The organism is Saccharopolyspora sp. NPDC045839 (assembly GCF_056431645.1).
Genome location: NZ_JBWKKH010000002.1, coordinates 454,683 through 479,087, shown reverse-complemented (window position 1 = coordinate 479,087; position 24,405 = coordinate 454,683). Strand labels below are relative to the sequence as shown.

Annotated in this window: 24 protein-coding genes; 10 read left to right on the top strand and 14 right to left on the bottom strand. The window is 71.3% G+C overall.

What is annotated here, in order from left to right; translation table 11 throughout:
* Positions 1 to 17: 17 nt before the first annotated feature.
* On the bottom strand, positions 18 to 797 hold the full coding sequence (locus AC07EQ_RS05205; protein ID WP_478386752.1) for a lysozyme: 780 nt from the start codon (positions 795 to 797) through the stop codon (positions 18 to 20).
* Positions 798 to 1,147: 350 nt separating this feature from the next.
* Here AC07EQ_RS05205 and AC07EQ_RS05200 point away from each other — a divergent pair, with 350 nt between their 5' ends.
* The 4 genes from AC07EQ_RS05200 (at position 1,148) to AC07EQ_RS05185 (ending at position 5,961) form a co-directional block, all read left to right on the top strand.
* Positions 1,148 to 2,905, top strand: coding sequence for an ABC-ATPase domain-containing protein (locus AC07EQ_RS05200; RefSeq protein ID WP_478386654.1), 1,758 nt, complete (start codon positions 1,148 to 1,150; stop codon positions 2,903 to 2,905).
* 95 nt (positions 2,906 to 3,000) lie between these two features.
* Positions 3,001 to 3,669 (top strand): phosphoribosyltransferase, encoded by a 669-nt coding sequence (locus AC07EQ_RS05195; RefSeq protein ID WP_478386653.1) that lies wholly within the window; start codon positions 3,001 to 3,003, stop codon positions 3,667 to 3,669.
* A gap of 55 nt (positions 3,670 to 3,724) precedes the next feature.
* Positions 3,725 to 4,348 (top strand): TetR/AcrR family transcriptional regulator, encoded by a 624-nt coding sequence (locus AC07EQ_RS05190; RefSeq protein WP_478386652.1) that lies wholly within the window; start codon positions 3,725 to 3,727, stop codon positions 4,346 to 4,348.
* Between the two features lie 50 nt (positions 4,349 to 4,398).
* The gene (locus AC07EQ_RS05185; RefSeq protein WP_478386651.1) at positions 4,399 to 5,961 is read left to right on the top strand and encodes an FAD-dependent monooxygenase; all 1,563 of its coding nucleotides are present in this window, start codon (positions 4,399 to 4,401) and stop codon (positions 5,959 to 5,961) included.
* A gap of 81 nt (positions 5,962 to 6,042) precedes the next feature.
* Here AC07EQ_RS05185 and AC07EQ_RS05180 read toward each other — a convergent pair whose 3' ends face one another.
* Together AC07EQ_RS05180 and AC07EQ_RS05175 are read right to left on the bottom strand one after the other, a co-directional pair.
* Positions 6,043 to 6,858 (bottom strand): alpha/beta fold hydrolase, encoded by an 816-nt coding sequence (locus AC07EQ_RS05180; RefSeq protein ID WP_478386650.1) that lies wholly within the window; start codon positions 6,856 to 6,858, stop codon positions 6,043 to 6,045.
* A gap of 17 nt (positions 6,859 to 6,875) precedes the next feature.
* On the bottom strand, positions 6,876 to 8,060 hold the full coding sequence (locus AC07EQ_RS05175; RefSeq protein WP_478386649.1) for an MFS transporter: 1,185 nt from the start codon (positions 8,058 to 8,060) through the stop codon (positions 6,876 to 6,878).
* A gap of 149 nt (positions 8,061 to 8,209) precedes the next feature.
* Between AC07EQ_RS05175 and AC07EQ_RS05170 the strand changes: the two genes are divergently transcribed.
* Positions 8,210 to 9,085: a helix-turn-helix domain-containing protein gene (locus AC07EQ_RS05170; protein WP_478386648.1), complete on the top strand. Its 876-nt coding sequence runs from the start codon at positions 8,210 to 8,212 to the stop codon at positions 9,083 to 9,085.
* 16 nt (positions 9,086 to 9,101) lie between these two features.
* Here AC07EQ_RS05170 and AC07EQ_RS05165 read toward each other — a convergent pair whose 3' ends face one another.
* Positions 9,102 to 9,503: a GNAT family N-acetyltransferase gene (locus tag AC07EQ_RS05165; RefSeq protein ID WP_478386647.1), complete on the bottom strand. Its 402-nt coding sequence runs from the start codon at positions 9,501 to 9,503 to the stop codon at positions 9,102 to 9,104.
* Positions 9,504 to 9,903: 400 nt separating this feature from the next.
* On the opposite strand from AC07EQ_RS05165, the gene AC07EQ_RS05160 reads away from it, so the two are divergent.
* Together AC07EQ_RS05160 and AC07EQ_RS05155 are read left to right on the top strand one after the other, a co-directional pair.
* Positions 9,904 to 10,191, top strand: a complete 288-nt coding sequence (locus tag AC07EQ_RS05160) for a hypothetical protein (protein WP_245761277.1) — start codon at positions 9,904 to 9,906, stop codon at positions 10,189 to 10,191.
* 108 nt (positions 10,192 to 10,299) lie between these two features.
* The gene (locus tag AC07EQ_RS05155; RefSeq protein WP_478386646.1) at positions 10,300 to 12,876 is read left to right on the top strand and encodes an ATP-dependent Clp protease ATP-binding subunit; all 2,577 of its coding nucleotides are present in this window, start codon (positions 10,300 to 10,302) and stop codon (positions 12,874 to 12,876) included.
* 6 nt (positions 12,877 to 12,882) lie between these two features.
* On the opposite strand, the gene AC07EQ_RS05150 is transcribed toward AC07EQ_RS05155, so the two are convergent.
* Positions 12,883 to 13,179: a hypothetical protein gene (locus AC07EQ_RS05150; protein WP_478386645.1), complete on the bottom strand. Its 297-nt coding sequence runs from the start codon at positions 13,177 to 13,179 to the stop codon at positions 12,883 to 12,885.
* Between the two features lie 314 nt (positions 13,180 to 13,493).
* On the opposite strand from AC07EQ_RS05150, the gene AC07EQ_RS05145 reads away from it, so the two are divergent.
* A complete protein-coding gene (locus AC07EQ_RS05145; protein ID WP_478386644.1) occupies positions 13,494 to 13,955 on the top strand; it encodes an STAS domain-containing protein in 462 nt (153 codons plus the stop codon).
* Positions 13,956 to 13,970: 15 nt separating this feature from the next.
* Here the strand turns inward: AC07EQ_RS05145 and AC07EQ_RS05140 are convergent, their stop codons facing one another.
* Positions 13,971 to 14,207 carry a hypothetical protein gene (locus AC07EQ_RS05140; RefSeq protein WP_478386643.1) on the bottom strand — a complete coding sequence of 79 codons (237 nt, stop codon included), beginning with the start codon at positions 14,205 to 14,207 and terminating at the stop codon, positions 13,971 to 13,973.
* A gap of 9 nt (positions 14,208 to 14,216) precedes the next feature.
* On the opposite strand from AC07EQ_RS05140, the gene AC07EQ_RS05135 reads away from it, so the two are divergent.
* The gene (locus AC07EQ_RS05135; protein WP_478386642.1) at positions 14,217 to 14,762 is read left to right on the top strand and encodes a DUF1697 domain-containing protein; all 546 of its coding nucleotides are present in this window, start codon (positions 14,217 to 14,219) and stop codon (positions 14,760 to 14,762) included.
* Between the two features lie 150 nt (positions 14,763 to 14,912).
* Here the strand turns inward: AC07EQ_RS05135 and AC07EQ_RS05130 are convergent, their stop codons facing one another.
* The 3 genes from AC07EQ_RS05130 to AC07EQ_RS05120 form a co-directional block, all read right to left on the bottom strand.
* Entirely contained in the window at positions 14,913 to 15,833 is a 921-nt protein-coding gene (locus tag AC07EQ_RS05130) for an RNA polymerase sigma-70 factor (RefSeq protein WP_478386641.1), read from the bottom strand.
* On the bottom strand, positions 15,830 to 17,035 hold the full coding sequence (locus AC07EQ_RS05125; protein ID WP_478386640.1) for an NAD(P)/FAD-dependent oxidoreductase: 1,206 nt from the start codon (positions 17,033 to 17,035) through the stop codon (positions 15,830 to 15,832). Before AC07EQ_RS05125 ends, AC07EQ_RS05130 begins: the two co-directional genes overlap by 4 nt.
* 401 nt (positions 17,036 to 17,436) lie before the next feature.
* Positions 17,437 to 18,351 (bottom strand): aminoglycoside phosphotransferase family protein, encoded by a 915-nt coding sequence (locus AC07EQ_RS05120; RefSeq protein WP_478386639.1) that lies wholly within the window; start codon positions 18,349 to 18,351, stop codon positions 17,437 to 17,439.
* A 153-nt stretch (positions 18,352 to 18,504) separates the two neighbouring features.
* Here AC07EQ_RS05120 and AC07EQ_RS05115 point away from each other — a divergent pair, with 153 nt between their 5' ends.
* Positions 18,505 to 19,539, top strand: coding sequence for a hypothetical protein (locus AC07EQ_RS05115; protein ID WP_478386638.1), 1,035 nt, complete (start codon positions 18,505 to 18,507; stop codon positions 19,537 to 19,539).
* A 6-nt stretch (positions 19,540 to 19,545) separates the two neighbouring features.
* Here AC07EQ_RS05115 and AC07EQ_RS05110 read toward each other — a convergent pair whose 3' ends face one another.
* The 5 genes from AC07EQ_RS05110 to AC07EQ_RS05090 all read right to left on the bottom strand — a co-directional run bounded on the left by AC07EQ_RS05110 (position 19,546) and on the right by AC07EQ_RS05090 (position 24,402).
* Positions 19,546 to 20,340 (bottom strand): maleylpyruvate isomerase family mycothiol-dependent enzyme, encoded by a 795-nt coding sequence (locus AC07EQ_RS05110; RefSeq protein WP_478386637.1) that lies wholly within the window; start codon positions 20,338 to 20,340, stop codon positions 19,546 to 19,548.
* A 62-nt stretch (positions 20,341 to 20,402) separates the two neighbouring features.
* Complete coding sequence (locus AC07EQ_RS05105; RefSeq protein WP_478386636.1) at positions 20,403 to 21,176, bottom strand: enoyl-CoA hydratase/isomerase family protein; 774 nt, start codon at positions 21,174 to 21,176, stop codon at positions 20,403 to 20,405.
* On the bottom strand, positions 21,169 to 22,686 hold the full coding sequence (locus AC07EQ_RS05100) for a tripartite tricarboxylate transporter permease (RefSeq protein ID WP_478386635.1): 1,518 nt from the start codon (positions 22,684 to 22,686) through the stop codon (positions 21,169 to 21,171). The genes AC07EQ_RS05105 and AC07EQ_RS05100 overlap by 8 nt, the downstream gene beginning before the upstream one ends.
* Before the next feature lie 256 nt (positions 22,687 to 22,942).
* A complete protein-coding gene (locus AC07EQ_RS05095) occupies positions 22,943 to 23,428 on the bottom strand; it encodes a tripartite tricarboxylate transporter TctB family protein (RefSeq protein ID WP_478386634.1) in 486 nt (161 codons plus the stop codon).
* Positions 23,425 to 24,402 carry a tripartite tricarboxylate transporter substrate binding protein gene (locus tag AC07EQ_RS05090; protein ID WP_478386633.1) on the bottom strand — a complete coding sequence of 326 codons (978 nt, stop codon included), beginning with the start codon at positions 24,400 to 24,402 and terminating at the stop codon, positions 23,425 to 23,427. The genes AC07EQ_RS05095 and AC07EQ_RS05090 overlap by 4 nt, the downstream gene beginning before the upstream one ends.
* Positions 24,403 to 24,405: the final 3 nt, after the last annotated feature.

Sequence of the window (24,405 nt, the reverse complement as noted above, 5' to 3'; positions counted from 1 at the left end):
GCCGTTGGGAGGGACGGTCAGGAGATGAATCGCTTGAGCTGCTTGCTGTTGCCGTTGAAGGTGTCTTGCCCGCCGGGGAAGATGCCCTTGTCGTTGTGCTGCCAGATGGTCTGGTAGCCCCAGCCGGCCGGCAGCGCGCCGAGGTCGGTGCCGTAGCGGGCGATCCACAGCGGGTTGTTCGGGGCGAAGTCCGGATTGGACGCCGTGCAGCGGTTCCACCAGTCGGTCGTGGTGTAGATGACCGGGAAGCGCCCGGTCCGGGCGTGGTAGGTGTTGCTGAAGTCGGCGATCCACCGCGACATCGCGGCCGGGTCCAGGCCGTAGCAGGCCTCGCCGTAGGGGTTGTACTCGATGTCCAGCGCCCCCGGCAGGGTGCGACCGTCGTGGCGCCAGCCGCCGCCGTTGTCGACGAAGAAGTGGGCCTGGTCGCGGCCGGTGGAGCGGTCCGGCAGCCCGAAGTGGTAGGAACCGCGGGTCATGCCGACGTCGTGGGAACCGTCGTACTGCTGGGCGAAGCGGGCGTTGCGGAAACCGGTGCCCTCGGTGGCCTTGACGTAGGCGAACCGGGCGCCGTCGGCCCAGGCCCGGGGCCAGTCGACGTCGCCCTGGTGGCCGCTGACGTCCATTCCGGACACCGCACCGGCCGGGAGGGGGAGGGAACGCGCTTGGGCGTCCTTGCCGCCCGGCAGGCTGTAGCCCGCCCAGGCGCCATTGGGATCGTCGGGGCTCAGCCGCGGCGCGGTGCGCGACTGCTCGGCGTTGGCCGTGCCACCGGCCAACGCGGCCGTCGCGATCATCGCCGCGAGCAGCGCTGCGGTCCTACGTGGACGGCGGGAAACGTCGCGGGCCGGGTGTCGCCGTTGGCGGCTGCCGATCGGGCCGCGGATTCTGCGGAGCATGCACTCGCCTCCTCACCAGCAAAGGCATCGTCGTCGAGCGGGACCGGGCGTCCGAGGTCTCGGACCGGGGTGGGGTGGGGATCTTGCGCGTTCGGAGAATAACCCGCACATTGCGGACCCGCTGAGCTCCGCCACGGCGTTTCGCCGGTTTTGCCCCATGTGGACACGCGCCGTCCACTGTGGTGGTAACCGGCGTGATCCACGTCTCCCGATTGGAGAATCGGCCTCGCGTCCGGTAGGTCTCGGGCATGGCACAGCGAACGGGCGGTCCCGGAGCGGGGCGGTACAGGGGCCGGCGGCCGGGGGATCGCCGGCACGATGAACGGCCCCGCGGTGATCGCGGCGACGAGCAAGCGCTGCGGCAGGAACTGCGCGCCATGCACGGCGCGAGCTACGGCCGCTACAAGTCCTTGGACGGCCGCTGGTCCTTCGGCGGATTCACCCTGGAGGTCCAGCGCGTGCAGCCGGACCCGTTCGCCCCGGCCAGCCGCTGCGAGGTCCGGGTCGACCCGGCGGTCGCGGGCTTCCCCGAGCAGTTGTGGTCGACGCCGGTGCGCGCGCGGGCGCTGGCCGGGTACCTGGTGCGGGCGGTGTACCACAGGCTCCGCGACAGCCGGTTGCGGGTCGACGCCGGCCGGCAGGAGGTGCTGGACCGCAGCGCCTGCCAGATCGCCGGGGGAGCGGTGGTGCTGCGCCTGGGCATCGACCTGCCGGGACGCGGCCGGACCATCGACGGCAGGCAGGCGGAGCAGGCGCTCTGCGACGAGCTGCCCGACGCGGTGGAGGCCGCGCTGCGCTGGGCCACGGCCGATCAGCGGCGGCTGCGGGAGTTCGTGGACTCCATTGAGGACACCGATGCGCTGCGGCGGATGCTGCCGGGCCTGGGGCTGGTGGCATTCGTCGCCGACGGCGCGATGCTGCCCCGGCGCAGCGGCGTCGACGAGCGGCCGCTGACCGACGGGGTGCCGTTCGCCACGCCGGAGTCGCTGAGCGTCGAGGTCGAGCTGCCCAACCGGGGCCGGGTGCGCGGTATGGGGGTGCCCGAGGGGATCACCCTGATCGTCGGGGGCGGGTTCCACGGCAAGTCCACGCTGCTGCGCGCGCTGGAGTTCGGCGTCTACGACCACGTTCCCGGCGACGGCCGGGAGCTGGTGGTGTGCCGCGAGGACACGGTCAAGGTGCGTGCCGAGGACGGGCGGCGGGTGCACCGGGTGGACGTCAGCCCGTTCGTCGGGCACCTGCCCACCGGTGCCGACACCACCGACTTCTCCACCGACAACGCCTCCGGCTCGACCTCGCAGGCCGCCGCGATCGTGGAGGCGGTGGAGGCCGGGGCGAAGGTGCTGCTGGTCGACGAGGACACCGCGGCGACGAACCTGATGATCCGCGACGCCCGGATGCAGGCGCTGGTCGCCAAGGAGTCCGAGCCGCTGACGCCGTTCGTCGACCTGATCCGGCCGCTGCACGCCGCGCACGGGGTGTCGACGGTGCTGGTGATGGGCGGTTCCGGGGACTACATGGACGTGGCCGACCAGGTGCTGATGCTCGACGCCTACCACGCCCGCGACGTCACCGAGCGCGCCCGGCAGTTGGCCGCCGCGCCCACCGGCCGCCGCTCGGAGGCCGAGGCGTTCCCGCAGGTCCGGCACCGCGTGGTGGATCCGCGCTCGATCCCCACCGAACGACCGAAGGTCCGCGCCCGCGGAGTGGACGCGCTGACCCTGGGCGAATCCACTGTGGAGCTGCGCGGCGTGGAGCAGGTCGTCGACCCCGCGCAGGTCACCGGGATCGGGCTGGCGCTGGTCAGCTGCGCGCGGCGGGGAGTGCTCGACGGCGCCCGCACCGTGGCGGAGGTGCTCGACGCCTTCGCCGCGGACGTCGTCGAGCGCGGTGTCCTGGCCGTCGACGAGCGCTACGTGGGCGATTTCGCCGTGCCGCGGCGCTTCGAGCTGGCGGCCGCGCTGAACCGGCTCCGGGTGCTGAGGGTGGCCGGCTTTCGCACGTGAGGAGGTTTGCCCGGCGGCGGCGGGCGGGCATCATCGAGACGAGTGGTTTTCCCGATGTGCTGTCGCGCGCACGCGCGGCGGACGGGAGGCGAGCGATGCCTCGCATGGGTTTCCCGGATCGAACCACCACCGGTTATGCCGACCGCCGGCACGCCGGGCGCGTCCTGGCCCAGCGGATGACCGGGCTGGAGCTGGTCGATCCCGTGGTCCTCGGGCTGGCCAGGGGAGGGGTGCCGGTGGCCGCCGAGGTGGCTCGGATGCTGAAGGCGCCGCTGCGGGTCTGCGTGGCCCGCAAGATCGGCGCGCCGAGCCAGCCGGAACTGGCCGTCGGCGCCGTGACCGCCGACGGCCCGCCGAGCTACGACCTGCAGCTGGTGCGCTCGTTCCACCTCGACGAGCGGACCCTGCAGGCTGCCTGCGAGCGGGAGCGGGCCGAGGCGCGGCGCCGGGAGCGGCTGTTCCAGCGCGGCGAACCGCTGCCGCTGGCCGGGCGTGACGTGGTGCTGGTCGACGACGGGCTGGCCACCGGGGCCACGGCGCGCGCGGCGGTGCGGATGCTGCGCGGGTCGGCGCCGCGCAGCGTGGTGCTGGCCGTGCCGGTGGGGGCGCCGGACGCGGTCACCGCGCTGCGCGCGGAAGCCGACGTGGTGGTGTGCGTGCTGCAGCCGGTCGGCTTCGCCGCGGTGGGGCAGTGGTACCGCGACTTCAACGCCACCACGGACGAGGAGATCTTCGGGATCCTGCAGGAGCTCGACCAGCCATAAAACTTGCCAAATTGGAAATCTTGCAAATTTGGCAAGTTTCGCTAGGGTCGTCGGTATGACCACCGAAGACGACGCCCACCTCGGGCTGCGGGAGCGCAAGAAGCGCGAGACACGCCTCGCGTTGAGCCGGGCGGCGATCCGCCTGACCATCGAACGCGGATGGCAGGACGTCACGGTCGACGACATCGCCGCAGCCGCCGACGTCTCGCCGCGCACCTTCCGGAACTACTTCGCCGGCAAGGCCGAGGCCATCGCCGCCAGCCACCTCGAACGCGCCCTGCGGATCGCCGACGAACTGCGCGACCGCCCGGCCACCGAGCCGCTGTGGGACGCGATCGGCAACGCGGTGCGGGCCCAGTTCGAGCCGGGGACGGGTGACGAGCAGGCCCCCGACCGGGCCTGGATCGACGGCCTCCGGCTCGTGCTCGCCGAACCCGCGGTGCATGGCGAAGTCCTCAAAGCCAACGCCACCGCGCAGGACGAACTGGCCAAGGCCATCGCCGAACGCACCGGCACCGACGTGGCGCACGACCTGTACCCGCAACTGGCCGCCGCCGTGGTCGGCGCCGGCAGCGCCACGGCCGTGACGCACTGGCTGCGCGAGAACCCGCACGGCTCGGTCGTGCCGCTGCTGCAAGAGGCGTTCGCCCGGATCGCGGCGGGCCTCCCGGTCCCATGAGGACGAAGCACGCCGATTCCCCTCCACTTCAACGAAGGAGCAAGTCCTCGATGAACACCGATGTCGTCATCGCCGGTGGCGGCCCGAACGGGCTGATGCTGGCCGGTGAGCTGTGCCTGGCCGGGCTGCGGCCGATCGTGCTGGAACGCCTGGCCGCGCCCAGCGACGAGCCGAAGGCCAACGGCCTCGTCGGCCAGGTGGTGAAGATGGTCGACCGCCGCGGACTGCACGAGCGGCTCAGCGGCAGCCCGCAACCCCCTCAGCCGAACTCCGCGTACTTCATGTTCGCCGGGATGAGCCTGAACCTGGGCCTGCTCGCGGACAGCCCCGTCTACAACCTGGCCGTGCCGCAACGCCGCATCGTGGAAGTGCTCGCGGAGCGGGCCGTCGAGCTGGGCACCGACATCCGCCGGGGACACGAGGTCACCGACCTGTCGCAGGACGACGACGCGGTCGAGGTGGAGGTCACCGGCCCGGACGGGCCGTACCGGCTGCGGGCCCGGTACCTGATCGGCGCGGACGGCGCCCACAGCGTCATCCGCAAGCTCTCCGGCATCGGCTTCCCCGGCGTCAGCTACGACCGGACGACCAGCCGGGCCGCGAACGCCACCGTTCCCGCGGAGTGGGTGGATCCCGCGACCGGCGCGCTGAACGTGCCCGGCAGCGGCGCGTTCCTGCCGTTCCTGCCGCACCGCACTGAGCGCGGCGGGTTCGGATACGCCCCGCTGCCGGGGCAGGACCCGCTGATCAGCACGATCGAGTGGGACGAGCCGGAGACCGAGGCGCCGATGAGCCTCGACGAGCTGCGGGAGAGCGCCCGGCGAGTCCTGGGCGCCGACGTGCCGCTCGGGCCGCCCACCGGAGCCGGACCGCACGTGCTGCGGCGCCTCAGCGGCGGCAACACCCGCGTGGCCGACCGGTTCCGGGACCGCCGGGTGTTCCTGCTCGGCGACGCCGCGCACGTCTACGCCGCAGGCGGCGGCCCTGGGCTCAACCTCGGCCTGCAGGACGCGATCAACCTCGGCTGGAAGCTCGCCGCGGAGCTCCGCGGTGACGCTCCGCCCGGTCTGCTGGACAGCTACGAGGCAGAACGCCGTCAGGCGGCCACGCGCATGATCACCTACGCCCAGGCCCAGGCCGCGCTGATCGCCCCGGGCAGCGATGTCACCGCGCTGCGCGAGCTGTTCACCGAGATGCTCGGCGACCCCGGCACCGTCCAGCGCATCGCGGACCTCACCGCGGGCTCCGACGTCCGCTACGACATGGGAGCCGCCGGCGCGCATCCGCTCATCGGCCGGTGCGCCCCGGAATTCGAGCTGGACACCGAAACCGGGCCGGTGCGGCTGGCCGAGCTGACCCGCAGCGCGCGCCCGCTGCTGATCGACCTGACCGAGGACGGCTCCCCGGCAACGCTCGTCGGGCGCACCGACCAGCTGGACGTGGTCCGCGGGCGGCTCGCCGGAGCCGACATCGGTGCCACCGCCCTGCTCCTCCGCCCGGACTGCTACGTGGCGTGGGCATCGGCATCGCCCCGCCCGGATGCCACCGAGCTGGACGCGCTCCAGGCGGCGGCCGACCGGTGGTTCGGCGTGCCGGTGACCGCCCACGCCTGACCGGGAGACCACTGATCATCCATTGTGGTCAGTGGTCTCCCGCGTGGCCCGCCTGGCGGCCGGGCGCTTGTCAGCCGCCCATCAACGCCTTGCCCCAGAAGCCGCGGCTTCCTGTCCGTCCAGCCAGTCGGCGATGGCTTCGGCGAAAGCTGCCGGATCCTCGAACGGCAGAGCGTGGCCGCCGGGCAGCTCTCGGTAGACCGCGCCGGGAATCGCGCGGGTCAGTTCGCGCTGGTGGGCGGTGGGCACGATCTGGTCGTCGCGGCTGGCAAGGACCAGCGAGGGCACCGCGATCGAGCTGAGCAGAGAGCGGATGTCCACGTCCGCGTCGAGCTCGATCAGCGGCTGCAGCTGTTGCCGGCTCAGCATCTCGGTGAAGTCGGCGACCGCCTGCTCGAACTCCTCGGCCGTTCGGCTCGCGAGGGTGGCCGGTCCCATGGCGGTGAGCTGGAGGTGCCGGGCCAGCAGCTCCGGGTCGGCACGCAGCAGGCCTTCCCACAGGCCGAACTGGAACGCCTCTCGCGCGCCGCTTCGCGTCCAGGCCGCGTGGGCGACCAGCGACCGCACCCGGGTCCCGTGGCGGGCCGCGACGGCGGTGGCGATCACAGCCCCCAGCGAATGTCCCACGACGTGGAAATCGGTCAAGCCCACTGCGACCGCGGTGGCGGCGGCCTGGGCGGCGAGGGTGACGATGTCGAGCGGTTCGGGCGGGACCGGGGTTCGGCCTGACCCGGGGAGGTTGACCGCGACGCAGGTGAACCGGGCGGCGGCGCCGTTGATCAGCTCGGTCCAGTTGCTCTCGGCGTCGGCCCCGGTGCCGTGGATGAGCAGCAGCCCGGGACCGGAGCCGGCGATGCGGTAGTCGACGGTGCTGCTTCCGATGGTGGTGGTCGGCATGGCGGTGTCCTTTGTGGTCAGTGGTGGGCCGGGGCTCGGTCCGCGGATGCGGGATGCCTGTCGGTTCGGCGCAGGCCTGCAGTGGCGATGGCGAGGACCAGGCCCACCGCGGTCAGCGCGGCTCCGACCCAGTTGGGGGAGGCGTAGCCGAGGCCGGCGTCGATGGCGAGGCCGCCGAGCCACGCTCCGGCGGCGGCGCCGAGGTTGAACGCGGCGATGTTGGCGGCCGAGACGAGCGTCGCCGCGCCGCCGGCCAGCTGCATCACGCGCATCTGCAGGGGAGGGATGGTGCCGTATCCGACCGCGCCCAGCACGAAGAGCGCGACCACGGCGGTGACCGGGTGGTGCAGCGCTGCGGGGAACAGCGCCAGGACGGCCGCGAGCGCGGCCAGGAGCATGAAGATCGTCGGCAGGAGTGCGCGGTCGGCGGCCTTGCCACCGAGGTAGGTGCCCACGACCAGTCCGGCCCCGTAGATCGCCAGCAGCCAGGCGGTGCTGGCGGGGGAGAAGCCCGCCACCTCGGTCAGCATCGGGGCGACGTAGGTGAACGAGGTGAGCAGGCCGCTGAATCCGATCGCGGTGACGGCCAGCGCCAGCCACACCTGCGGGCGGCGGAAGGCGGCGAGTTCGCCGCGCAGGCCGCTGCCCGGCTTGACGGGTTGGTGGGGTACGAGGGCGGCGATGCCGATCAGGCCGACGACGCCGAGCGCGGTCACGCCCCAGAACGCCGAGGGCCAGCCGAAATGCTGGCCGAGGAGGGTGCCCATCGGCATGCCGAGGACGTTGGCCAGCGTCAGCCCGGTGAACATCAGGGCGATCGCGCCGGCCTTCTTGCGGGCGTCGACCAGGTCGGCGGCCACGACGGAGCCGACTCCGAAGAACGCGCCGTGGGCCAGTGCCGACACGACCCGTCCCGTCATCAGCATGCCGTAGGTGGGGGCGAGCGCGGACGCGACGTTGCCGATCAGGAACACCAGCATCAGGCCCAGCAGGATCTGCTTGCGGGACCACCGGGTGGTGGCAGCGGTGAGCACCGGGCCGCCGACGGCCACGCCGAGGGCGTAGCCGGAGGTGAGCAGGCCGGCGGTGGGGATGGACACGCCGAACGCCGCGGCGAGGTCGGGCAGCAGACCGTTGGTGATGAATTCGGTGGTACCGATCCCGAACGCGCTGATGGCCAGGGCGAGCAGGGCCAGGGGCATGGCGACGGCCTTTCGTGCCGGTTGGTGTTGACCGGCCAAGCCTCGGCCGCGGCGGCGGGGCTGCCCAGGCCTCGCCGTTTCGTAGGAGCGCGGTGCGTACCCCTGGCAGGGTCAGGTTGCGGCGCCGCGCGTCGGGCAGACTGGCCGATGTGGACGATGGTGAGCTCGGCGCCTTCCTGCGGTCGAGGAGGGCGCGGCTGAAACCCGAGGACGTGGGCCTGGTGTCCTACGGTATGCGGCGGCGGGTCCCGGGGTTGCGCCGCGAGGAACTGGCGCAGCTGGCGGGCGTGAGCGTCGCCTACTACACGCGCCTGGAGCAGGGGCAGAGCCGCAATGCCTCGGCGGAGGTGCTCGACGCGATCGCGCGGGCGCTGCGCCTGGACGACACCGAACAGGCGCACCTGCGGGACCTGGCGCGGCCGGTGCGCGCGAAGCGGCGGACGCCGCGGCCGGAGTCGGTGCGGCCGCGGCTGAGGCACCTGCTGGATTCGATGGATGCGGTGCCTGCGCTGGTGATCGGCCGCCGCAACGACGTGCTCGCCTGGAACCGGCTCGGGCACGCGTTGCTGGCGGGGCACCTGGAATTCGGCAGCCCGAACCGGGTGGCGGACCGGCCGAGCCTGTCGCGGATGCTATTTCTCGACCCGCACACCCGCGAGCTCTATCCGCAGTGGACGGACGAGGCGCGTGGGCACGTCGCCTACCTGCGGCTGGTCGCGGGCCGCTTCCCGGACGACCCGCTGATCGCGGGGCTGGTCGGGGAGCTTTCGATGAAGAGCCCCGAGTTCGCGGAGCTGTGGGGCCGGCGACGGGTGCGCGACTGCACCTACGGATGCAAGCGGTTGCGGCATCCGCTGGTCGGGCCGCTGGAGCTGGAGTACCAGGCCTTGCAGGTACCGGACCAGCAGGATCAGCGGCTGGAGTTGTTCACCGCGGAACCGGGTTCTCCTTCCGAAGCGGCGCTGCGGTTGCTGGGGACCTCCATCGGCGAGGCGGCGAAGCTGCCCGCGCCGCTGCCCGGCTGATCCGGATCGCCGGCCGTCAGCGGTCCGCCAGGAGGATCAGGCCCGCGTCCGTGGGGCGGAAGCCGCAGGCGTCGAAGTAGAAGCTGCGCAGGTGCGGCTCGAAGTCGACGTGCAGCCAGGTGCAGCCCGCGGCCTGAGTGGCCTGCCCCGCGCGCCGCACGAGTTCCGTTCCGATGCCGCGGTGCTGGTGGTCGGGGCGGACCTTGGTGTCGAGCAGGAAGGCGTGGTCGCCGCCGTCCCAGGCGACGTTGACGAAGCCGATCAGCGCGCCGCCCGGCAGCCGCGCCGTCACCCAGCCCAGGCTGTGCGTGCGGACCCGGTCCCACCAGCCGGGCTCGGCCGTGCCGCCGTGGGAGAGGGTCAGGGACACGAGTTCGTCGTCGGAGGCCTCGGCCCGCCATCGGTAGTCGATCACCACCGCTCGATGGTCCCAGCCCGCCACCGGGGAGGAAATCACTTTTCCGGCACGGGAACCCGCCCCTCCCGCAACATTTAGTTTGATATTTCTCATGATTTCAGTGTCGATCAAAATTAATCCTCCGGACCAACCTTCACCAACCGAGGCCATGACGCGATAGCCTCGCGGCACCTACTCCTGCGCTGCGGAGAACCGGGAAACGGGTGGACTTGCACCACCGGTCGGGGGGCTTCTGGCGCGTCGGGGTGGAGCTAGGTGTCCGTCTCGGGTTGATTGGTTCGTTATGACTGCCGCTGGACATTCCGACAACACGCCGACGCAGGCGGGTAGGCACACGCCACCTCGGCGGTCGGGGACGAGACGGAGTGCCGATTCCGGCGAGTCGGGCTATTCGGCCGAGGTGGCGTGGCAGGTGGGCGAGGCCGCCGCCGCGCTGGGCGATCGGCTGCGCGACCCCGCTGTGCCGCACAGCGTCGAGGAGATCGAGCAGGTGATGCGCGGGTTCTCGCTGACGGTCGAGGGCATGGCCGTCGGGTGCGGCGGGGTGACCGAGTGGCTGCGGGCGGCCGGGCACGTCGGCCCGCTGTCCGGGCACGCCAGCGTGATGTCGGAGCGCCTGTCGCACATCGGCAAGGAGCTGACCCGGTTGGCCGACGCGATCGAGAAGGCGCAGAAGCGCGCGAGCTGACGCGGGGCGCGCGGGCGCACACCGTCGGTGCTGCGCCGCGGCGAGCGTAGTGGTGCTGCACGGCTGTTGCAGGCCTCTCAGTATGTTGGTGCCAACATCACGACCGCGATGATCGAATGCGCTCCGCGGAGCGGGCTCGGTGGCGCGGTCGTGGAGATCAGCGCGGCGCTGCTGGTGGGCGCGTTGGCGGGTCGGCGGTTGGGCGCCGGTCCTGCCGTGCGGGTGCTGCGTGCTGGTCTGCTGCTGGAGTTCGGTTGCAGGCGGGGCCTGCGTGTGCGTGTGGAGGTGGCCCCTTTGGTTCGCGGCAGTGTCGGTGATTCCTCTGCCGCCTTTGATTCGCTGTTCAGCGAGGTGTTCTCGGGGACGTCGGGGGATGCTTCGGCGTCGGAGCGCGGTCTGGCGTTGGGCACGTTGCTGGATGCGCAGGCGCACGAGGTGGTGTCGAAGGCGGTTCGGGCCACTGTGGACTGGGGCAGCCGGGAGCTGGACGGTGCGCATCTGCTGTGGGCGGTGACGCAGGTGCCGGCGACGGCGGAGTTGCTGGTGTCCTCCGGGGTGCGGGTGGAGGAGTTGGCGGCCGCGGTGCGGTCGGCGGTGGTGGCGCAGGATTCGGGGGCGGTGGGCCGGCCGGTGCTGTCGTCGGCGGCCCGGCGGGCGTTGCTGGGGGCTTATCAGCAGGCGTTGGGCGAGGGTGTCGACGTGGTGGGGGCGCGGCATCTGGTGTTGGGATTGGCCGCGGATGCGGATTCGGTGGCCGGGAGGGCGTTGGCGCGGGCGATCGAGTTGGGTGATCGGGGTGCGGCTCGGTCGGTGTTGAGCGTGACGCCGCGGCTGGACGAGTTCGGGCTGGATCTGACGGAGCTGGCGCGGGCCGGGAAGCTGGATCCGGTGGTGGGCCGGGATGCCGAGATCGAGCAGGCGATCGAGGTGTTGGGGCGGCGGTCGAAGAACAACCCGGTGTTCATGGGGGACCCGGGGGTGGGCAAGACCGCGATCGTGGAGGGGCTGGCGCGGCGGATCGTCGAGGGCGCGGTGCCGTGGTCGTTGGCGGACATGCGGGTGGTGTCGCTGGACCTGGCGGGGATGGTGGCCGGGGCGAAGTACCGGGGTGAGTTCGAGCAGCGGTTCCGGGATGTGCTGGCGGAGATACGGGCGCATCGGGAGGACGTGCTGGTGTTCATCGACGAGGTGCACAGCATCGTGGGGGCCGGTGCGGGTGAGGGTTCGATGGACGCGGGCACGATGCTCAAGCCGGCGTTGGCGCGCGGTGACGTGCGGTTGATCGGGGCGACGACGGTGGAGGAGTACCGGCGGCACGTGGAGAAGGATCCGGCGTTGGAGCGCCGGTTCGCGCCGATCATGGTGGGGGAGCCGTCGGTGGCCGAGACGGTGGTGGTGCTGGAGGGGTTGCGGGAGAAGTACCAGCGGCATCACCGGGTGCGCATCGATGATGGTGCGTTGTCGGCGGCGGCGGAGTTGTCGCAGCGCTACATCGCGGATCGGTTCTTGCCGGACAAGGCGGTGGATCTGCTGGACCAGGCGTGTTCGCGGGTGCGGTTGCGGCGTGGTGGTGAGGTGCGGGAGTCGGCGGTGTTCGAGCCGACGGTGGTCGCCGATGATGTGGCGGATGTGGTGGCGTCGCGGACGGGGATTCCGGTGGCGGACGTGAGTGCGGAGGACGTGCAGCGGTTGCTGGAGTTGGAGCAGCAGTTGCGGTCGCGGGTGGTCGGTCAGGATGCGGCGGTGGCGTCGGTGGCCGAGGCGGTGCGGCGGGCTCGGGCTGGTTTGGCGGATCCGGATCGGCCGATCGGGAGTTTCTTGTTCCTGGGGCCGACGGGCGTGGGCAAGACGGAGTTGGCGCGGGCGTTGGCGCACGCGTTGTTCGGTGATGCGCAGCGGTTGTTGCGGTTGGACATGGGGGAGTTCCAGGAGAAGCACACGGTGTCGCGGCTGGTGGGGGCGCCGCCGGGGTACGTGGGTTATGGCGAGGCCGGGCAGTTGACGGATCGGGTGCGGCGGCAGCCGTATTCGGTGGTGTTGCTGGATGAGGTGGAGAAGGCGCATCCGGATGTGTTCAACACGTTGCTGCAGGTGCTGGATGCGGGGCGGTTGACCGATTCGCAGGGTCGCTTGGTGGATTTCCGCAACGTGGTGGTGATCATGACCTCGAACATCGGGGCGGATCGGGTGCTGGATGCGGGGGCCGATGCCGGGGAGTCGGCGTTGGTGGTGTTGGAGGAGTTGCGGGCGTTCTTCCGTCCGGAGTTCATCAACCGGATCGATGACGTGGTGGTGTTCCGGCCGTTGGGGGCGGAGCAGTTGCGGCGGATCGCGTCGTTGTTGCTGGAGCGCACGGGCGCGCAGTTGGTGGCGAAGGGCATCCGGTTGGTGGTGGGTGATGCGGGCTTGGACTGGTTGGTGGAGCGGGGGTATCAGCCGGAGTTCGGGGCGCGGCCGTTGCGGCGGGTGATCGCGCGGGAGTTGGACAACCGGTTGGCGTCGATGGTGCTGGCGGGGACGGTGTCGGCGGGTGATCAGGTGTCGGTGGATGTCGTGGGTGGGGAGTTGTCGTTGTCGGTGACGTCGGTGTGGGAGCCGGTGTCGGGTGGTCGGCATGCGGCGCCGGTGGAGCGTGCCGAGGTGGAGGGTTCGCAGCCGGTTCGGCGGCACAGCGTGTTCGGGTGAGCGCGGTCAGCGGTGCAGCGTGGCGATCCAGGTGGTGAGGTCGCTGGGGCGGCGGAACCGGTGGACGGTGGGGCCGTGGGGGTTGGCGGCCCATTGCCGGATTCGGGCGCGTTTGGTGCGGATGGCGTGGATCTTGTCGCGTTGTTCGGGTGTGGGGATCTGGATCCAGTCGGGTTCCCAGGTGAGGTCGTCGACGGAGTGCCAGGGCAGGCCGGTGGCGTGGCTGATGCGGCTCGCGGCGGTTGATTTGCCGGATCCCGTGACGCCGTAGACGACGATGCGTTGGGCTGGGCCGGCCGGCATGGGCGTGAGCTTAGCGTGTTGCGGGTGCCGGAACGCCTTGTTCTGTGGTGACTCTGTGCGATTGGGTGGTGGTTGGTGGCGGGGCCGCGTGTCGCCCGGCTGGTCGGTATTTTGGCTCGTTGCAGCCTTGCTGCCACCTGATCGGGAGCGAATGTCACACGAACGTGGCGAGCCTTGTTCGGGTCGGGCGGCGGCTCCTACGGTGGGGGGTGCGGTTGAGCAGCCGCCACGGCGTACCCCTTGCGTTGAGCGCAGCGGCGAGTTCCCGGTCCCGTGGCCAACCGAACCGTCGATACGCAACCAGGGGAGGTAGCGTGATCGTCTCCAGATCCGGGATGTCTCCGGCCGCGTGGGTGGGCGCGGGCCATGAGATCGTCGCGCCGCGCGCGTCCGACGATCCGGTCGTCGGGCATTCGATGTGCACGTCCGCGTTGCGGCTGGCCGTGGAGTGGCCTGTGCCGGGTGTTGTGGTGGTGCGCATCGGTGGTGAGATCGATCTGGCCACGGTGCCCAGGCTCACGGAGTTGATCCGGCAGCGGCTGACGGCTGCTGCGTTGCACGCCATCGTGCTGGATGTTTCGGAGGTGTCGTTCGCCAGCAGTGCGGCGATCGAGTTGTTGTTGCACACGCAGCGTCGTGCCGAGCATCGCCGGACCAGGTTGTTCGTGGTTCCTGGTCATGGTGCGGTGTTGCGGTTGTTGACGATCACCCGGTTGCGCGAGCGGTTCGTGTGCCGGGCTTCGGCGGCGGAGGCGGTCGCCGAGGCGCGTGGGTGATGCGCTTCGGCGGTGTCAGCCGTCGTTGGTGCGGGTGAGGTGGTCGGTGAGGGGTGCCCAGCCGCCGTCGGGGGCGTAGGGGCCCCAGCTGCCGCGGTCGTTGGACCAGTACCACCAGCAGGCGCCTGCCTTGTCGGCTTCGTTTCGGACGTCGTCGACTTGGCGGATGGCGTCGATGGTGCGCTGGTAGAGCGGGCCGAGCAGGTGTTGTTCGAACAACGGTGAGGGGACGCTGCCGCCGGAAGATGGCACGATTCCGTCGTGCACACCTACATCGCACTGCTGCGCGCCGTGAACGTCGCCGGCCGCGGCCGCGTCGCCATGGCCGACCTCCGCGACCTGGTCACCGCGGCCGGGCACGGTGACGTCGCGACGTACCTGCAAAGCGGCAACGTCGTCTTCACCTCCGATCGCACCGACCCCGAGGCGCTGTCGGCGGACCTGCGGCAGCGGCTCGGCGGTGAACTCGGCGTGGACACCCAGGTCCTGGTGCGCACCGGCACCGAGATCACCGGCATCGCCGGGCACCACCCCTGCCAAGACGGTCAGCACGACCTCGCCAAGCTGCACGTCGCGTTCCTGACCGCCGAACCAGACCCCGACCGGGCCGCGCAGCTGGCTGTGCCCGACGGGGCGCCTGAAGAACTCCACCTGGCTGGACGCGAGCTCTACCTGCACTACCCGGCCGGAGCGGGCCGGAGCAGGCTCACCGCCGCCTACCTGGAGAAGCGGCTCGGGGTCGGCGTCACCGCCCGCAACTGGAAGACAGTCACAGCACTGGCCGAGCTCGCCCGGCAGCGGACCTGAAAGCAGGGCGTGGCCCAGTGCACAGCGGCCTCGTGTCACGGTCGGACCTCGCGCGGTGTCCCCGACGTCGCCACCGCGGACCTGACCACGGCATCACTCAGCAATCCAGGCACGGTCCGGAACTACGGGATCGGCTGAGATCGGCGGCGCTCACTGCGTCCCGATGTCGTAAGCGGTGCCGCCGGCGATGGCCTGGAGCTTGTCCGGGTTGGCCACGTTGTGGATCGCGGCGATGCGGCCGTCGGTGCCGAAGTCGAAGGTGACGGTGGCGATCACCCGGTCCGGTCCGCTGAACAGGATGCCCGACCCGCTGTTGATCTCGACTAGTTCGGCCTTCATGTCGGCAGGTTCGACGCCCTGGTAGGTGACGGTGCCGATGGCCGCGAACCACCCCGCCACCGTTTCCGCGCCCACGACCGGGCGCAGCGCCTGGCGGACCTTGCCGCCGCCGTCGGTCCACAGCGTCACCTCCGGCGAGATCAACTCCATCAGGGCGTTGACATCGCCGCCGGTGGCCGCGGCCAAGAACCGTTCGGTGACGTTGCGCTGCTGCGAGCGGTCCGCGGCGAAGCGCGGTCGCCGGGCTTGCACGTGCTCCCGGGCCCGGTGTGCGCACTGGCGCACGGCGGCTTCGGAACGCTCCACCACCTCGGCGATCTCGGCGTGGCTGAAGTCGAAGACCTCCTTGAGCACGAACACCGCGCGTTCGAGCGGGCTGAGCGTCTCCAGCACCACCAGCATGGCCATCGACACCGACTCGGCGTCGGCGACGCTTTCGGAGGCGTCACCACCGGTCAGGATCGGTTCCGGCAGCCACGGCCCCACGTAGGTCTCCCGTTTGTGCCGGGTCGAGCGCAGCCGCTCCAGCGCCAGGTTCGACACGATCCGGGCCAGGTACGCCTTGGGATCGGCCACTTGCGAGCGGTCGGCGGCGGACCACTTGATCCAGGCGTCCTGGACCGCGTCCTCGGCGTCGGCCGCCGAGCCGAGGACGCGGTAGGCCACGGAGAACAGCAGGTTGCGGTGCTCGCGGAACACCTGCTGGTCGGGGTGGGCGGATAGGTCGGTCACCGGGCGTCCCGGACACGGGTGAAACGGCCCCCGCGGGGCCAGAACGTGCCCGAGATGGGCATCTTCTTCATGCGTCCGTAGGTCGGCCACGGCGAGGCGGTCACCGTTTCCTTGTACCGGACGGCCATGCGGCCGGTCAGGCAGACCCGGCGCGGGCTGTCGTCGGGGCGGGTGAACTGCACCACGGCGTCGTTGCGTCCCAGGCTGACCGGCGTGTGGTAGTAGCCGAAGCGGAACAGCTTGGGCTGCTTGCCGTTGAGCACGCGGTCGATCGACAGCGCGGCGTGCACCCCGGTCGGCATGCCGCCCTGGCAGGTGCCGTGCATGACGCCATAGCTCTGGCGGATCGCGGCCGCGTCGCCGATCGCGTACACCTCGGGATGGGACACCGACCGCAGCGCGGCATCGGTGATGATACGTCCGCGCTCGTCGACCGCCAGCCCAGCGGCGGCCGCCAGCGGCGCCACCCGCGTACCGCTCGTCCACAGGACCGCGTCGGCGGCGATGCTCTCCCCGCCTGCCAGTTCGACCGTGTCGGGCAGCACCTTCACCATCTCGACCCCGGAGCGCACCTGGACGCCCAGCCGGTTGAGTGCGGCGTGCACGTACGCCTTGGCCTTGGCGTTCATGGCCGCACCTGGCTCGGCCCGGCCCAGCAGCACGACCTTCAGCTCCGGGTGCCGCTCGGCGATCTCCGCGGCCGACTCGATGCCGGTCAGCCCGCTACCGCCGACCACCACCGTGCCGCTACCGAGCCGCCCCAACCGGTCGGCCAGCAACTCGGCGTCCTGGGCGCTGCTGAGGGTGTACCCGTGGTCCTCGCCCCCCGGCACCGCCGACGTGTCGGCCACGCTGCCCAACCCGTACACCAACGTGTCGTAGTGCAGCACCTGGTCGTCGTCGATCCGCACGGTCTTCGCGTCCGCGTCCACCGCCGTCACCCAGCCCTGCACGAACCGCGCGCCTGTGCCGTCCAGCAGTTCCGGGATGCTCAGCTCGGCGAGCTGCTGGCCGGACGCCGTCATGTGCAGCCGCAAGCGTTCGGTGAACCGCTCATGCGCGTTCACCACGGTTACCCGCACTTCCTCGCGCCGCTTGGTTCGGGCCGCGAGCTGGATAGCCGCGGCCATGCCCGCGTATCCCGCCCCCAAGATCACCACGCGGTGTGCGGTCGCTGTGCCGGTCTCCTGCCGTGCGCTCATCGTTGCGTCCTCCTCGACTCGCTTGCTGATGCCCACCAGATGGGGGCAGGCGGCCTGGACGTGACATGGGCCGGGTGTGATGTGCGACACCGCGGATCTCGACAGCCGGTCCGAGCTGCGGCGCCCAGATGAACTGGCGGTTCCAAGCGCAGGCACCGCAGATCGCCGAGCGCTTCAACTGGGGCCGCTTCTCCGAGAGCCTCGATGCGGATGGAGGTGATGGGACCGTGCTCGCCACCCCGGCCTTCGCGGACGGGGCCTGGATCTGTCTCCGACGGCTACCGTTCGGGCGTCGACAGATTCGCGGTTGCTGGACTCGACGGTCGGGCAGCACCACTCGCGCCACGGCCAGCCCGCCAGCCGTGGCCGGGAATCAATAGCGGTCAAGCATTCTGCCCTGGTCACGGCCCCCAGCCGATCAGCGCCTCCGCCACGGCGACCTGCACGTCGTTCAGCTCGGTTTCGCCGTCCTCGATGTCCCACAGGCAGTTCTGCAGCACCCGCCCCAGCGTCCAGCCCGCCGCGCGCTGCCGATCCAGGCCCAGCACCTCGATCATCGCCTCGAATCGCCGCCGCACCGCCGCGGCCACGTCGCCGGTGGTCACCACGTCGTCCCACCGGTTGTGCAGCGCCGGCATCAGTTCGAAGCACGGGTCACCGGCCAGCGGCTGCGGGTCGATGGCCAGCCACGGTTCCCGTTGCGCCGCAAGCACGTTGTCGTAGTGCAGGTCCCAGTGCAGCAGCCGGTCGCCCGCCTCGCCGCGCAACTCCTCGACCACGCCCGCGCAGTGCGCCAGCAGCCGCCGTTGCGCCGGATCGGACAGCCGCGCGCACGCCTCGGGCACCTCGGTGAGCATCGCGGCCGCGATGTCCGACAGCCGCCGTACGCCCGGCGGCGCGGGCACGGCGCTCAACCGCGCCAGCAGCCCGGCCAGGATCCGTGCCGCCGCCACATCATCGTCCACACTGGACAACGAGGTGGTCGCGAGTCTCTCCAGCAGCATGCTGCCCGAATCCGGATCGTGCTCCAGCAGGCGCACCGCGCCGCGCCCACCCCACGCCCGCAGGCCCACCGGCTCCCCGGCGGTGTCCTCGGTGACCGGCTGCAACTTCAGCACCGCGGCGCTGCCATCGGCGCGCACGACCGGCAGCACCAGCGCCACCATGCCGTGCCAGGCGGCGCCATCCGGGCGCAGCCGCCACGCCGCCAGCCGCTGCTCGGCCAGCGCGGGAAGCCCGTCGATCCAACCGGACCCGCGGGAGCTGGCACGATGGGTCGCCGCGAGCGCGGCCGGAACCACCACAGCAGAAGACATCGTCGAAAGACCCCTTCGTCATCGATGAAAACGTGGACGAAGGAGTCCGGGGCGGGCCGCGAACACGTCAAAGCACGACGACCACTCTAGTCGCTGCGCGCAGCAGCACGACCATTCCCGCAGACGGGCTCTGCCACCTGCTTGGATGAGCCTATGCGCCGATCATGCACGCTCGCCGCGCCCTGGCTGGGCCTCACGCTGGGCGCGGTCGCGTTGACCGGGTGCACCGCGTCGGCCGAGCCGCCCGCGTTACCGCCGGCCGGGGTGTACGAGCACGATGCGGCGGGGGAGAGCTCGAAGGCCGAACCGATCGCGCCCGGTGGCACCGCTGCAGCGGTCACCGGCCCGTTGACCGACGCCGGCTGGTTCTGCGCGCAGGTCCGGGCCAACGCGGACGGGCGCGCCCTGTGGTGCCGGGTCGGCCACCGCGACGCCACGGACGCGGTCGTCCCGCAGGTGGCGCAGTTCCTCCTCGACCGCGACGACCAGCTCGCGTGGGCGTGGTTCCCGCTGCCCGACACGGCCCCCGGTGACGACGATCCGGTCACGGCCGCCGCCGCGCCGGCGTTGTCCGCGATCTGGCCCGGTGCCGGTGACCGCATCCGGCAGGAGACCGACGACTTCGAACGCGACCGCGCGCAGCGCCGTGACACCACCGAGGTGCCGCGGACGGCGTGGCAGGACGAGCACGCCGACTACCTGCTGTCCGCCGTGGACGGGCTGGTCGTCACCGTCCGCGACACCTCGGTTCACCGCTGGCCCACCGGTGCCGAGCACTACGCGACGACGATGAGCTCCGCCGTCGACGACCTGCGGGCCGGCGGATACGACTGCACCTACCCGCCGCAGCAGGCCTGCAACCGCGTCCAGTCCAACGGCTACTTCCGGGTCTCGCTGCGCGGCGACCAGATCGTCTCGGCCCAGTTCGGCATCGGCAGCTGGATCGAGGCCGGGCGGCAACTGCATCCGCTCAGCGCGGAATTCCCGCGCGGGCTCACGTTCCTCACCGAGGAGGTTCGCCGCGCGGTCACCGACCGGATCGAGGACTGCCGCCGTTCCGGTACCGGATTCGCCGGGATCGTGAACGGGACCGTCGTGATCGTCGACGCAAGCCAGGGCCCCGTCGACGGTGCCGACCACGTGTCCTACCTCGACGTCCAGATCGGCGTGCCACTGGCCGGCACCTGACCCGCCTCAGAACGGCACCCGTGCGTCGCGAAGTGCGCCCAGCACCGCGCTGTCACCGTGCTCCACGATCAGATCCGGTTGCGGCTCGACGCGGCCGGAGAACATGCGCAGCACACCCACGGTGTCCCCGCGCACGGTCGCCACGGGCGCATCCGCCCCGACCTGCCAGCCACCGGAGACCACACCGGTGAGCTCCAGCACCAGCGGCGGCCCGGTCCACGCATCGTCGAGATCCCGCAGCACCTGCTCGACCACGCCGCGATCGTGCTCGTGCCCGGTGAACGCCCGCCCGGTCGCCCGGCAGATGTCGACGCGGTGCATCCACATGTCGCGGGCGAGCACCACATCCACCACATAGCCCATCGCCACCGGCAGCGCTCCCGGATAGCCGGTGTCGAACGTCTGGCCGCGCACCGACTCCGTCATGCCCGGCAGCGCCCGGATCGCCTGCCGCCACAACGGCGCGAACTCGGCCGCCAGCTCACCGGCCTGCCGGTCCCGCCACGCGTCCACGGCCATCTCGTTCATCGCATCCAGCCGGTACAGCCGCGGATACCGCAGCGCACCTTCCCGCACCCGCAGCACCATGAGATCCGGGGCGAGCGTGGCCTCGGCGTTGCCGAGCACGTGGGCGACGACGTCGCGCACGCTCCAGCGTGGGCAGTCGGTGGTCATCAGCCACTCCTCGGCCGACAACTCGCCCAGCAGCGCCCGCATCGCCTCGACCTCCGGGCGCAACACCTCCGCCGCGTGCGCATGCTCGGTTCGCGCCACATCATGGGCCCGCACGATGGTGGTCATGATCCACCTCCTCGCTCGATCTCGGACAACCCCCGGATACCCCCCGGCGCCGCCCGCGACCCTCAGCGGCCGGTCCAGCGGTGCGGGGATTTGTCCAGGAAAGCGCGCACCCCGTTGCGGAAGTCGTCGCTGCCGAACACGGTGCGCACCAGGTCGTCGCCGTCGGGCAGGTTCGCCAACCGCAACCGGCGCACCGCCTCCTTGCCCGCCCACATCGTCAACGGTGCGTGCTGCGCCAGCCGCTGGGCCACCCCCGCCACGGTCTCCTCCAGCTCACCGACCTCGCACAGCTGCGCGACGAACCCCGCCGCATGTGCCTCGTCGGCGCTGAACATCCGTGCCCGCAACAACATGTCCTTCGCCCGCGCCGGCCCCAGGTGGAACACCAGCAGCGAATAGGTGTTCATCGACAGGCAGTTGCCCAGCGTTCGCGCCACCGGCACCCCGAACCGGCCCGTCGTCGTCGACACCCGGATGTCGCACGCCGCGGCCAACGCGATGCCCGCGCCCACGCAGAACCCGGAGATCGCCGCGACCGTGGGCACCCTGGTGGTCTCCAACCGGTCCAGCACCGCCTCCATTCGCTGCTCGTAGGCCACCCCGTCCTCGCCGGAGGTGAACCCGGTGAACTGCGCGATGTCGGTGCCGGCCACGAACGACTCGTCCCCGGCGCCGCGCAGCACCAGCACCCGGATGCCGTCATCGGCGTCGGCCGTCTCGCACGCGGCGACCAGCCCGTCGTACATCTCCCAGCTCATCGCGTTGCGCTGCCGCGGCCGGTTGAACGTCACCTGCAGCACGGCCCCCTCGCGGGCCACCAGCAACTCGTCAGACATGCGACTCCTCTTCGGACTGCTCCGGCGCGGCGCGCCGGAGGAACACCCGGGCGCGGCGGGCGAGCGCCGGGCCGGCCAGCAGCACCACCGCCAGCGCCAGGATCACCACCGCGATCGGCTTGGTCAGCACCAGCCACAGATTGCCGTCCAGCAGCGCCGAGGACTGCACCAGCGCCTTCTCGAACAGCGCCCCGATGACCACCCCGACCACCAGCGGCGCCATCGGCAACTCGAAGCGCTTCATGCCGTAGCCGATGACGCCGAAGATCAGCACCAGCCACACGCTGAAGACGTTGTTGTCGATGGCGTAGGCCCCGACGAAGCTGGTGAACAGGATCAACGGGTACAGGTAGGCGTAGGGGATGCGCAGCAGCTGCGCGAACACCGGCGCCAACGGCAGGTTGAGCACCAGCAGGATCACGTTGCCGATGAAGAACGACACCAGCAGACCCCACACCAGCTCCGGCTGCTCCTCGAACAGCAGCGGCCCCGGCTGCACCCCGTACACCGTCAACGCGCCCAGCAGCACCGCCGTGGTCGCACCACCAGGGATGCCCAGCGTCAGCGTCGGGATGAAGTTGGCGTTCGCGGCGGCGTTGTTGGCGCTCTCCGGCGCCGCGACGCCCTGGATCGCGCCGTGCCCGAACTGCGCGGCGTTGCGGGAAACCCGTTTCTCCAGCCCGTAGGCCAGGAACGACGCCAGCGTCGACCCCGCGCCCGGCAGCGTGCCCAGCAGGAACCCGATCGCGCTGCCCCGGCCGATCGCGCCGGCCGAATCCCGGATGTCGCGGCGGCGGATCACCAGGTCCCGGAAGCGCGCGCGGATCGGCGTCGCCGCCCCCACCCGGATCTGGTACAGCACCTCGCCGACGGCGAACAACCCGATGACCACCTCGATGTAGGGGATGCCCGACAGCAGCTCGATGCTGCCGAAGGTGTAGCGGGCTTCGCCGGTGCCCGCGTCGATGCCCACGCACGCCAGCAGCACCCCGGCGCAGGCCATCGCCGCGGCCCGCAGCTTCGAACCGGTCGACAGCACCACCATCGTCACCAGCGCCAGAACCATCACCGCCAGGTTCTCCGGCGGCCCGAACCGCAATGCGAACTGTGCGAACGGCGGCGCGAGCGCGGCCAGCAGCACCAGCGACAGGATCGCCGCGGCGAACGACCCGATCGCCGCGATCGCCAGCGCCGCGCCCGCACGGCCCTGCCGCGCCATCCGGTAACCGTCCAAAGTGGTCACCACGCTGGCCGCCTCGCCCGGCGTGGACAGCAGTACCGAGGTGATCGTGCCGCCGTACTGCGAGCCGTAGTAGATCCCGGCCAGCATGATCAGCGCGGTGACCGGCTCCACGGTCAGCGTCAGCGGGATCAGGATCGCCACCCCAGTGCTGGAACCCAGCCCGGGCAGCAACCCGATCACGGTCCCCAGCACCACGCCGACGAAGCACCACAACAGGTTCGTCGGCGTGAACGCAGTCGATAACCCCAGCAACAAGTTGTCGATCACTTGCGCCTCCGGTGAAAACAGGTGTTCCAGGCTCGTTCTGCGTGACGGTGCGAGTAGCGGAACCTCAGATGCCGCCTGGCTGCGGGATCCCCGACTTGTGTATGACCAATACGCGGCATCGGGGCTGTCCTCGCCAGACGACATCCGAGAACCCGCCGCGGCGCGAGTTGCGAGGGTGGGCTAAGCGGCCGACGCCGCTTCAAAACCGGCGAATCCGTGTCGAGCATGCTGGGCCTCCCGCCCCGACTCCGGTTTCTCAGAACCCGAACAAGCCGGTGGGCAGCGGTACCCGCAGCACCACCGCGAAGATCACGTGCATGGCCGCCGCCGACACCGCCGACAGCGCCAGCGCGGGCAGCACCCTGCGCCGCTCCAGCCAGGTGGAGATCGCCAGCACCAGCAGCCCGAACGCGGTGACCATGCCCACCAGCGGCACCGCCAGCAGCGCCGCGGGCAACAGCGCGAACACCCGCCGCAGGATCCACATCCGCTGCGCCGGTGTTCGCCCGAAGTCATCCGTCCCGCCCTCCGGGGCAGTCGGGGCCGGGCGGCGCAGCTGCTCGACCAGCAGCAGCACCGAGAACACGGCCAGCAGACCGCCCGCCACCAGCGGCAGGAACCCCGGCCCGATCCGCGACTCCGGCAGCATCACCCCGTAACCGACCGCGCTGACCGCGAAGCCCGCACCCACCAGCGCAAGCCCGCCGAAGACCGCCACCTGCGGCGACCGCTGCCCGCTCACTGCCGCACCACCTGCGCCAGCAGCCCCTCGTTGTCCCGCAAGTACGCGGTGAACTCCTCGCCGAAGGCCACCCGCGGCTGCAGGAACTCCGACTCGACGTACTCGGCGTAGGCGGGGGAGTCGGCGAAGCGGCGGGCCACCCCGATCCAGTACTCGGCGGCCTGCGGGTTGAGCCCGCCTGGCGCGATCATGCCGCGGAACTGCGCGAAGGACACCGGCACGCCCTGCTCCACCGACGTCGGGATCCCCGCCAGCTCCGGATAGGTGTAGCGCTGGTCGGCGAACACGCACAGCGCCTTGAGCTGTCCCGCCCGCAGCTGGCCGACGACCTCGCTGGGATTCAGCGACGCCAGCTCCACCTGCCCGCCGAGCACCGCCGCCAGCGTCTCCCCACCGCCCTCGTAGGGCACGGTGTCGAAATCAGCGCCGGCCACCCGCTCCATCTGCGAGAACACCACCGCATCCGGGCCCACTGCACCGGAAATCCCGGCCAGCACCCGCCGTCCGCGGCTGTGCGCCACCGCGTCCGCGCAACTGGTGATCGGCGACCCCGGCAGCGCCACCAGCAGCGTGTAGTCATCGCCGATCTTCATGATCGGCGTGAAGCTGCGGTAGGAGAACGCCACGTCGACGCTCAACGGCAGCGACAGCAGCGACGTCTCGGTGGCCAGCAGGTAGTCCGGCGAACCCGCCTTGGCCAGGAAGTAGGAGTAGCCGACCGCACCCTGCCCGCCCTCCCGGTTGTCGACGTTGACCCGCAGCCCCGGCTCCACTCCCGCCAGCCCGTCGGCCATCGCCCGGCCCGCGATGTCGCTGCCGCCACCGGCGGCGAAGGGCACCACCATCGTCACGTTCCCCGCCGGCCGCGGCCCACCGGAACCTTCCTGCCCGGCGCTGCCGGTGGCACACCCACCCAGCAGCACCGCCGCGCACAACGCGGCCACCACGCCGCGACCCCGCAACAACACGCGCATCGC

Coding starts and splice junctions, on each gene's coding strand:
- AC07EQ_RS05115 (WP_478386638.1), top strand. CDS start 18,505: ATGCGCCGATCATGCACGCTCGCCGCGCCCTGGCTGGGCCTCACGCTG.
- AC07EQ_RS05185 (WP_478386651.1), top strand. CDS start 4,399: ATGAACACCGATGTCGTCATCGCCGGTGGCGGCCCGAACGGGCTGATG.
- AC07EQ_RS05195 (WP_478386653.1), top strand. CDS start 3,001: ATGCCTCGCATGGGTTTCCCGGATCGAACCACCACCGGTTATGCCGAC.
- AC07EQ_RS05120 (WP_478386639.1), bottom strand. CDS start 18,351: ATGTCTTCTGCTGTGGTGGTTCCGGCCGCGCTCGCGGCGACCCATCGT.
- AC07EQ_RS05155 (WP_478386646.1), top strand. CDS start 10,300: ATGATCGAATGCGCTCCGCGGAGCGGGCTCGGTGGCGCGGTCGTGGAG.
- AC07EQ_RS05175 (WP_478386649.1), bottom strand. CDS start 8,060: ATGCCCCTGGCCCTGCTCGCCCTGGCCATCAGCGCGTTCGGGATCGGT.
- AC07EQ_RS05105 (WP_478386636.1), bottom strand. CDS start 21,176: ATGTCTGACGAGTTGCTGGTGGCCCGCGAGGGGGCCGTGCTGCAGGTG.
- AC07EQ_RS05090 (WP_478386633.1), bottom strand. CDS start 24,402: ATGCGCGTGTTGTTGCGGGGTCGCGGCGTGGTGGCCGCGTTGTGCGCG.
- AC07EQ_RS05200 (WP_478386654.1), top strand. CDS start 1,148: ATGGCACAGCGAACGGGCGGTCCCGGAGCGGGGCGGTACAGGGGCCGG.
- AC07EQ_RS05125 (WP_478386640.1), bottom strand. CDS start 17,035: ATGAGCGCACGGCAGGAGACCGGCACAGCGACCGCACACCGCGTGGTG.
- AC07EQ_RS05150 (WP_478386645.1), bottom strand. CDS start 13,179: ATGCCGGCCGGCCCAGCCCAACGCATCGTCGTCTACGGCGTCACGGGA.
- AC07EQ_RS05205 (WP_478386752.1), bottom strand. CDS start 797: ATGATCGCGACGGCCGCGTTGGCCGGTGGCACGGCCAACGCCGAGCAG.
- AC07EQ_RS05190 (WP_478386652.1), top strand. CDS start 3,725: ATGACCACCGAAGACGACGCCCACCTCGGGCTGCGGGAGCGCAAGAAG.
- AC07EQ_RS05180 (WP_478386650.1), bottom strand. CDS start 6,858: ATGCCGACCACCACCATCGGAAGCAGCACCGTCGACTACCGCATCGCC.
- AC07EQ_RS05110 (WP_478386637.1), bottom strand. CDS start 20,340: ATGACCACCATCGTGCGGGCCCATGATGTGGCGCGAACCGAGCATGCG.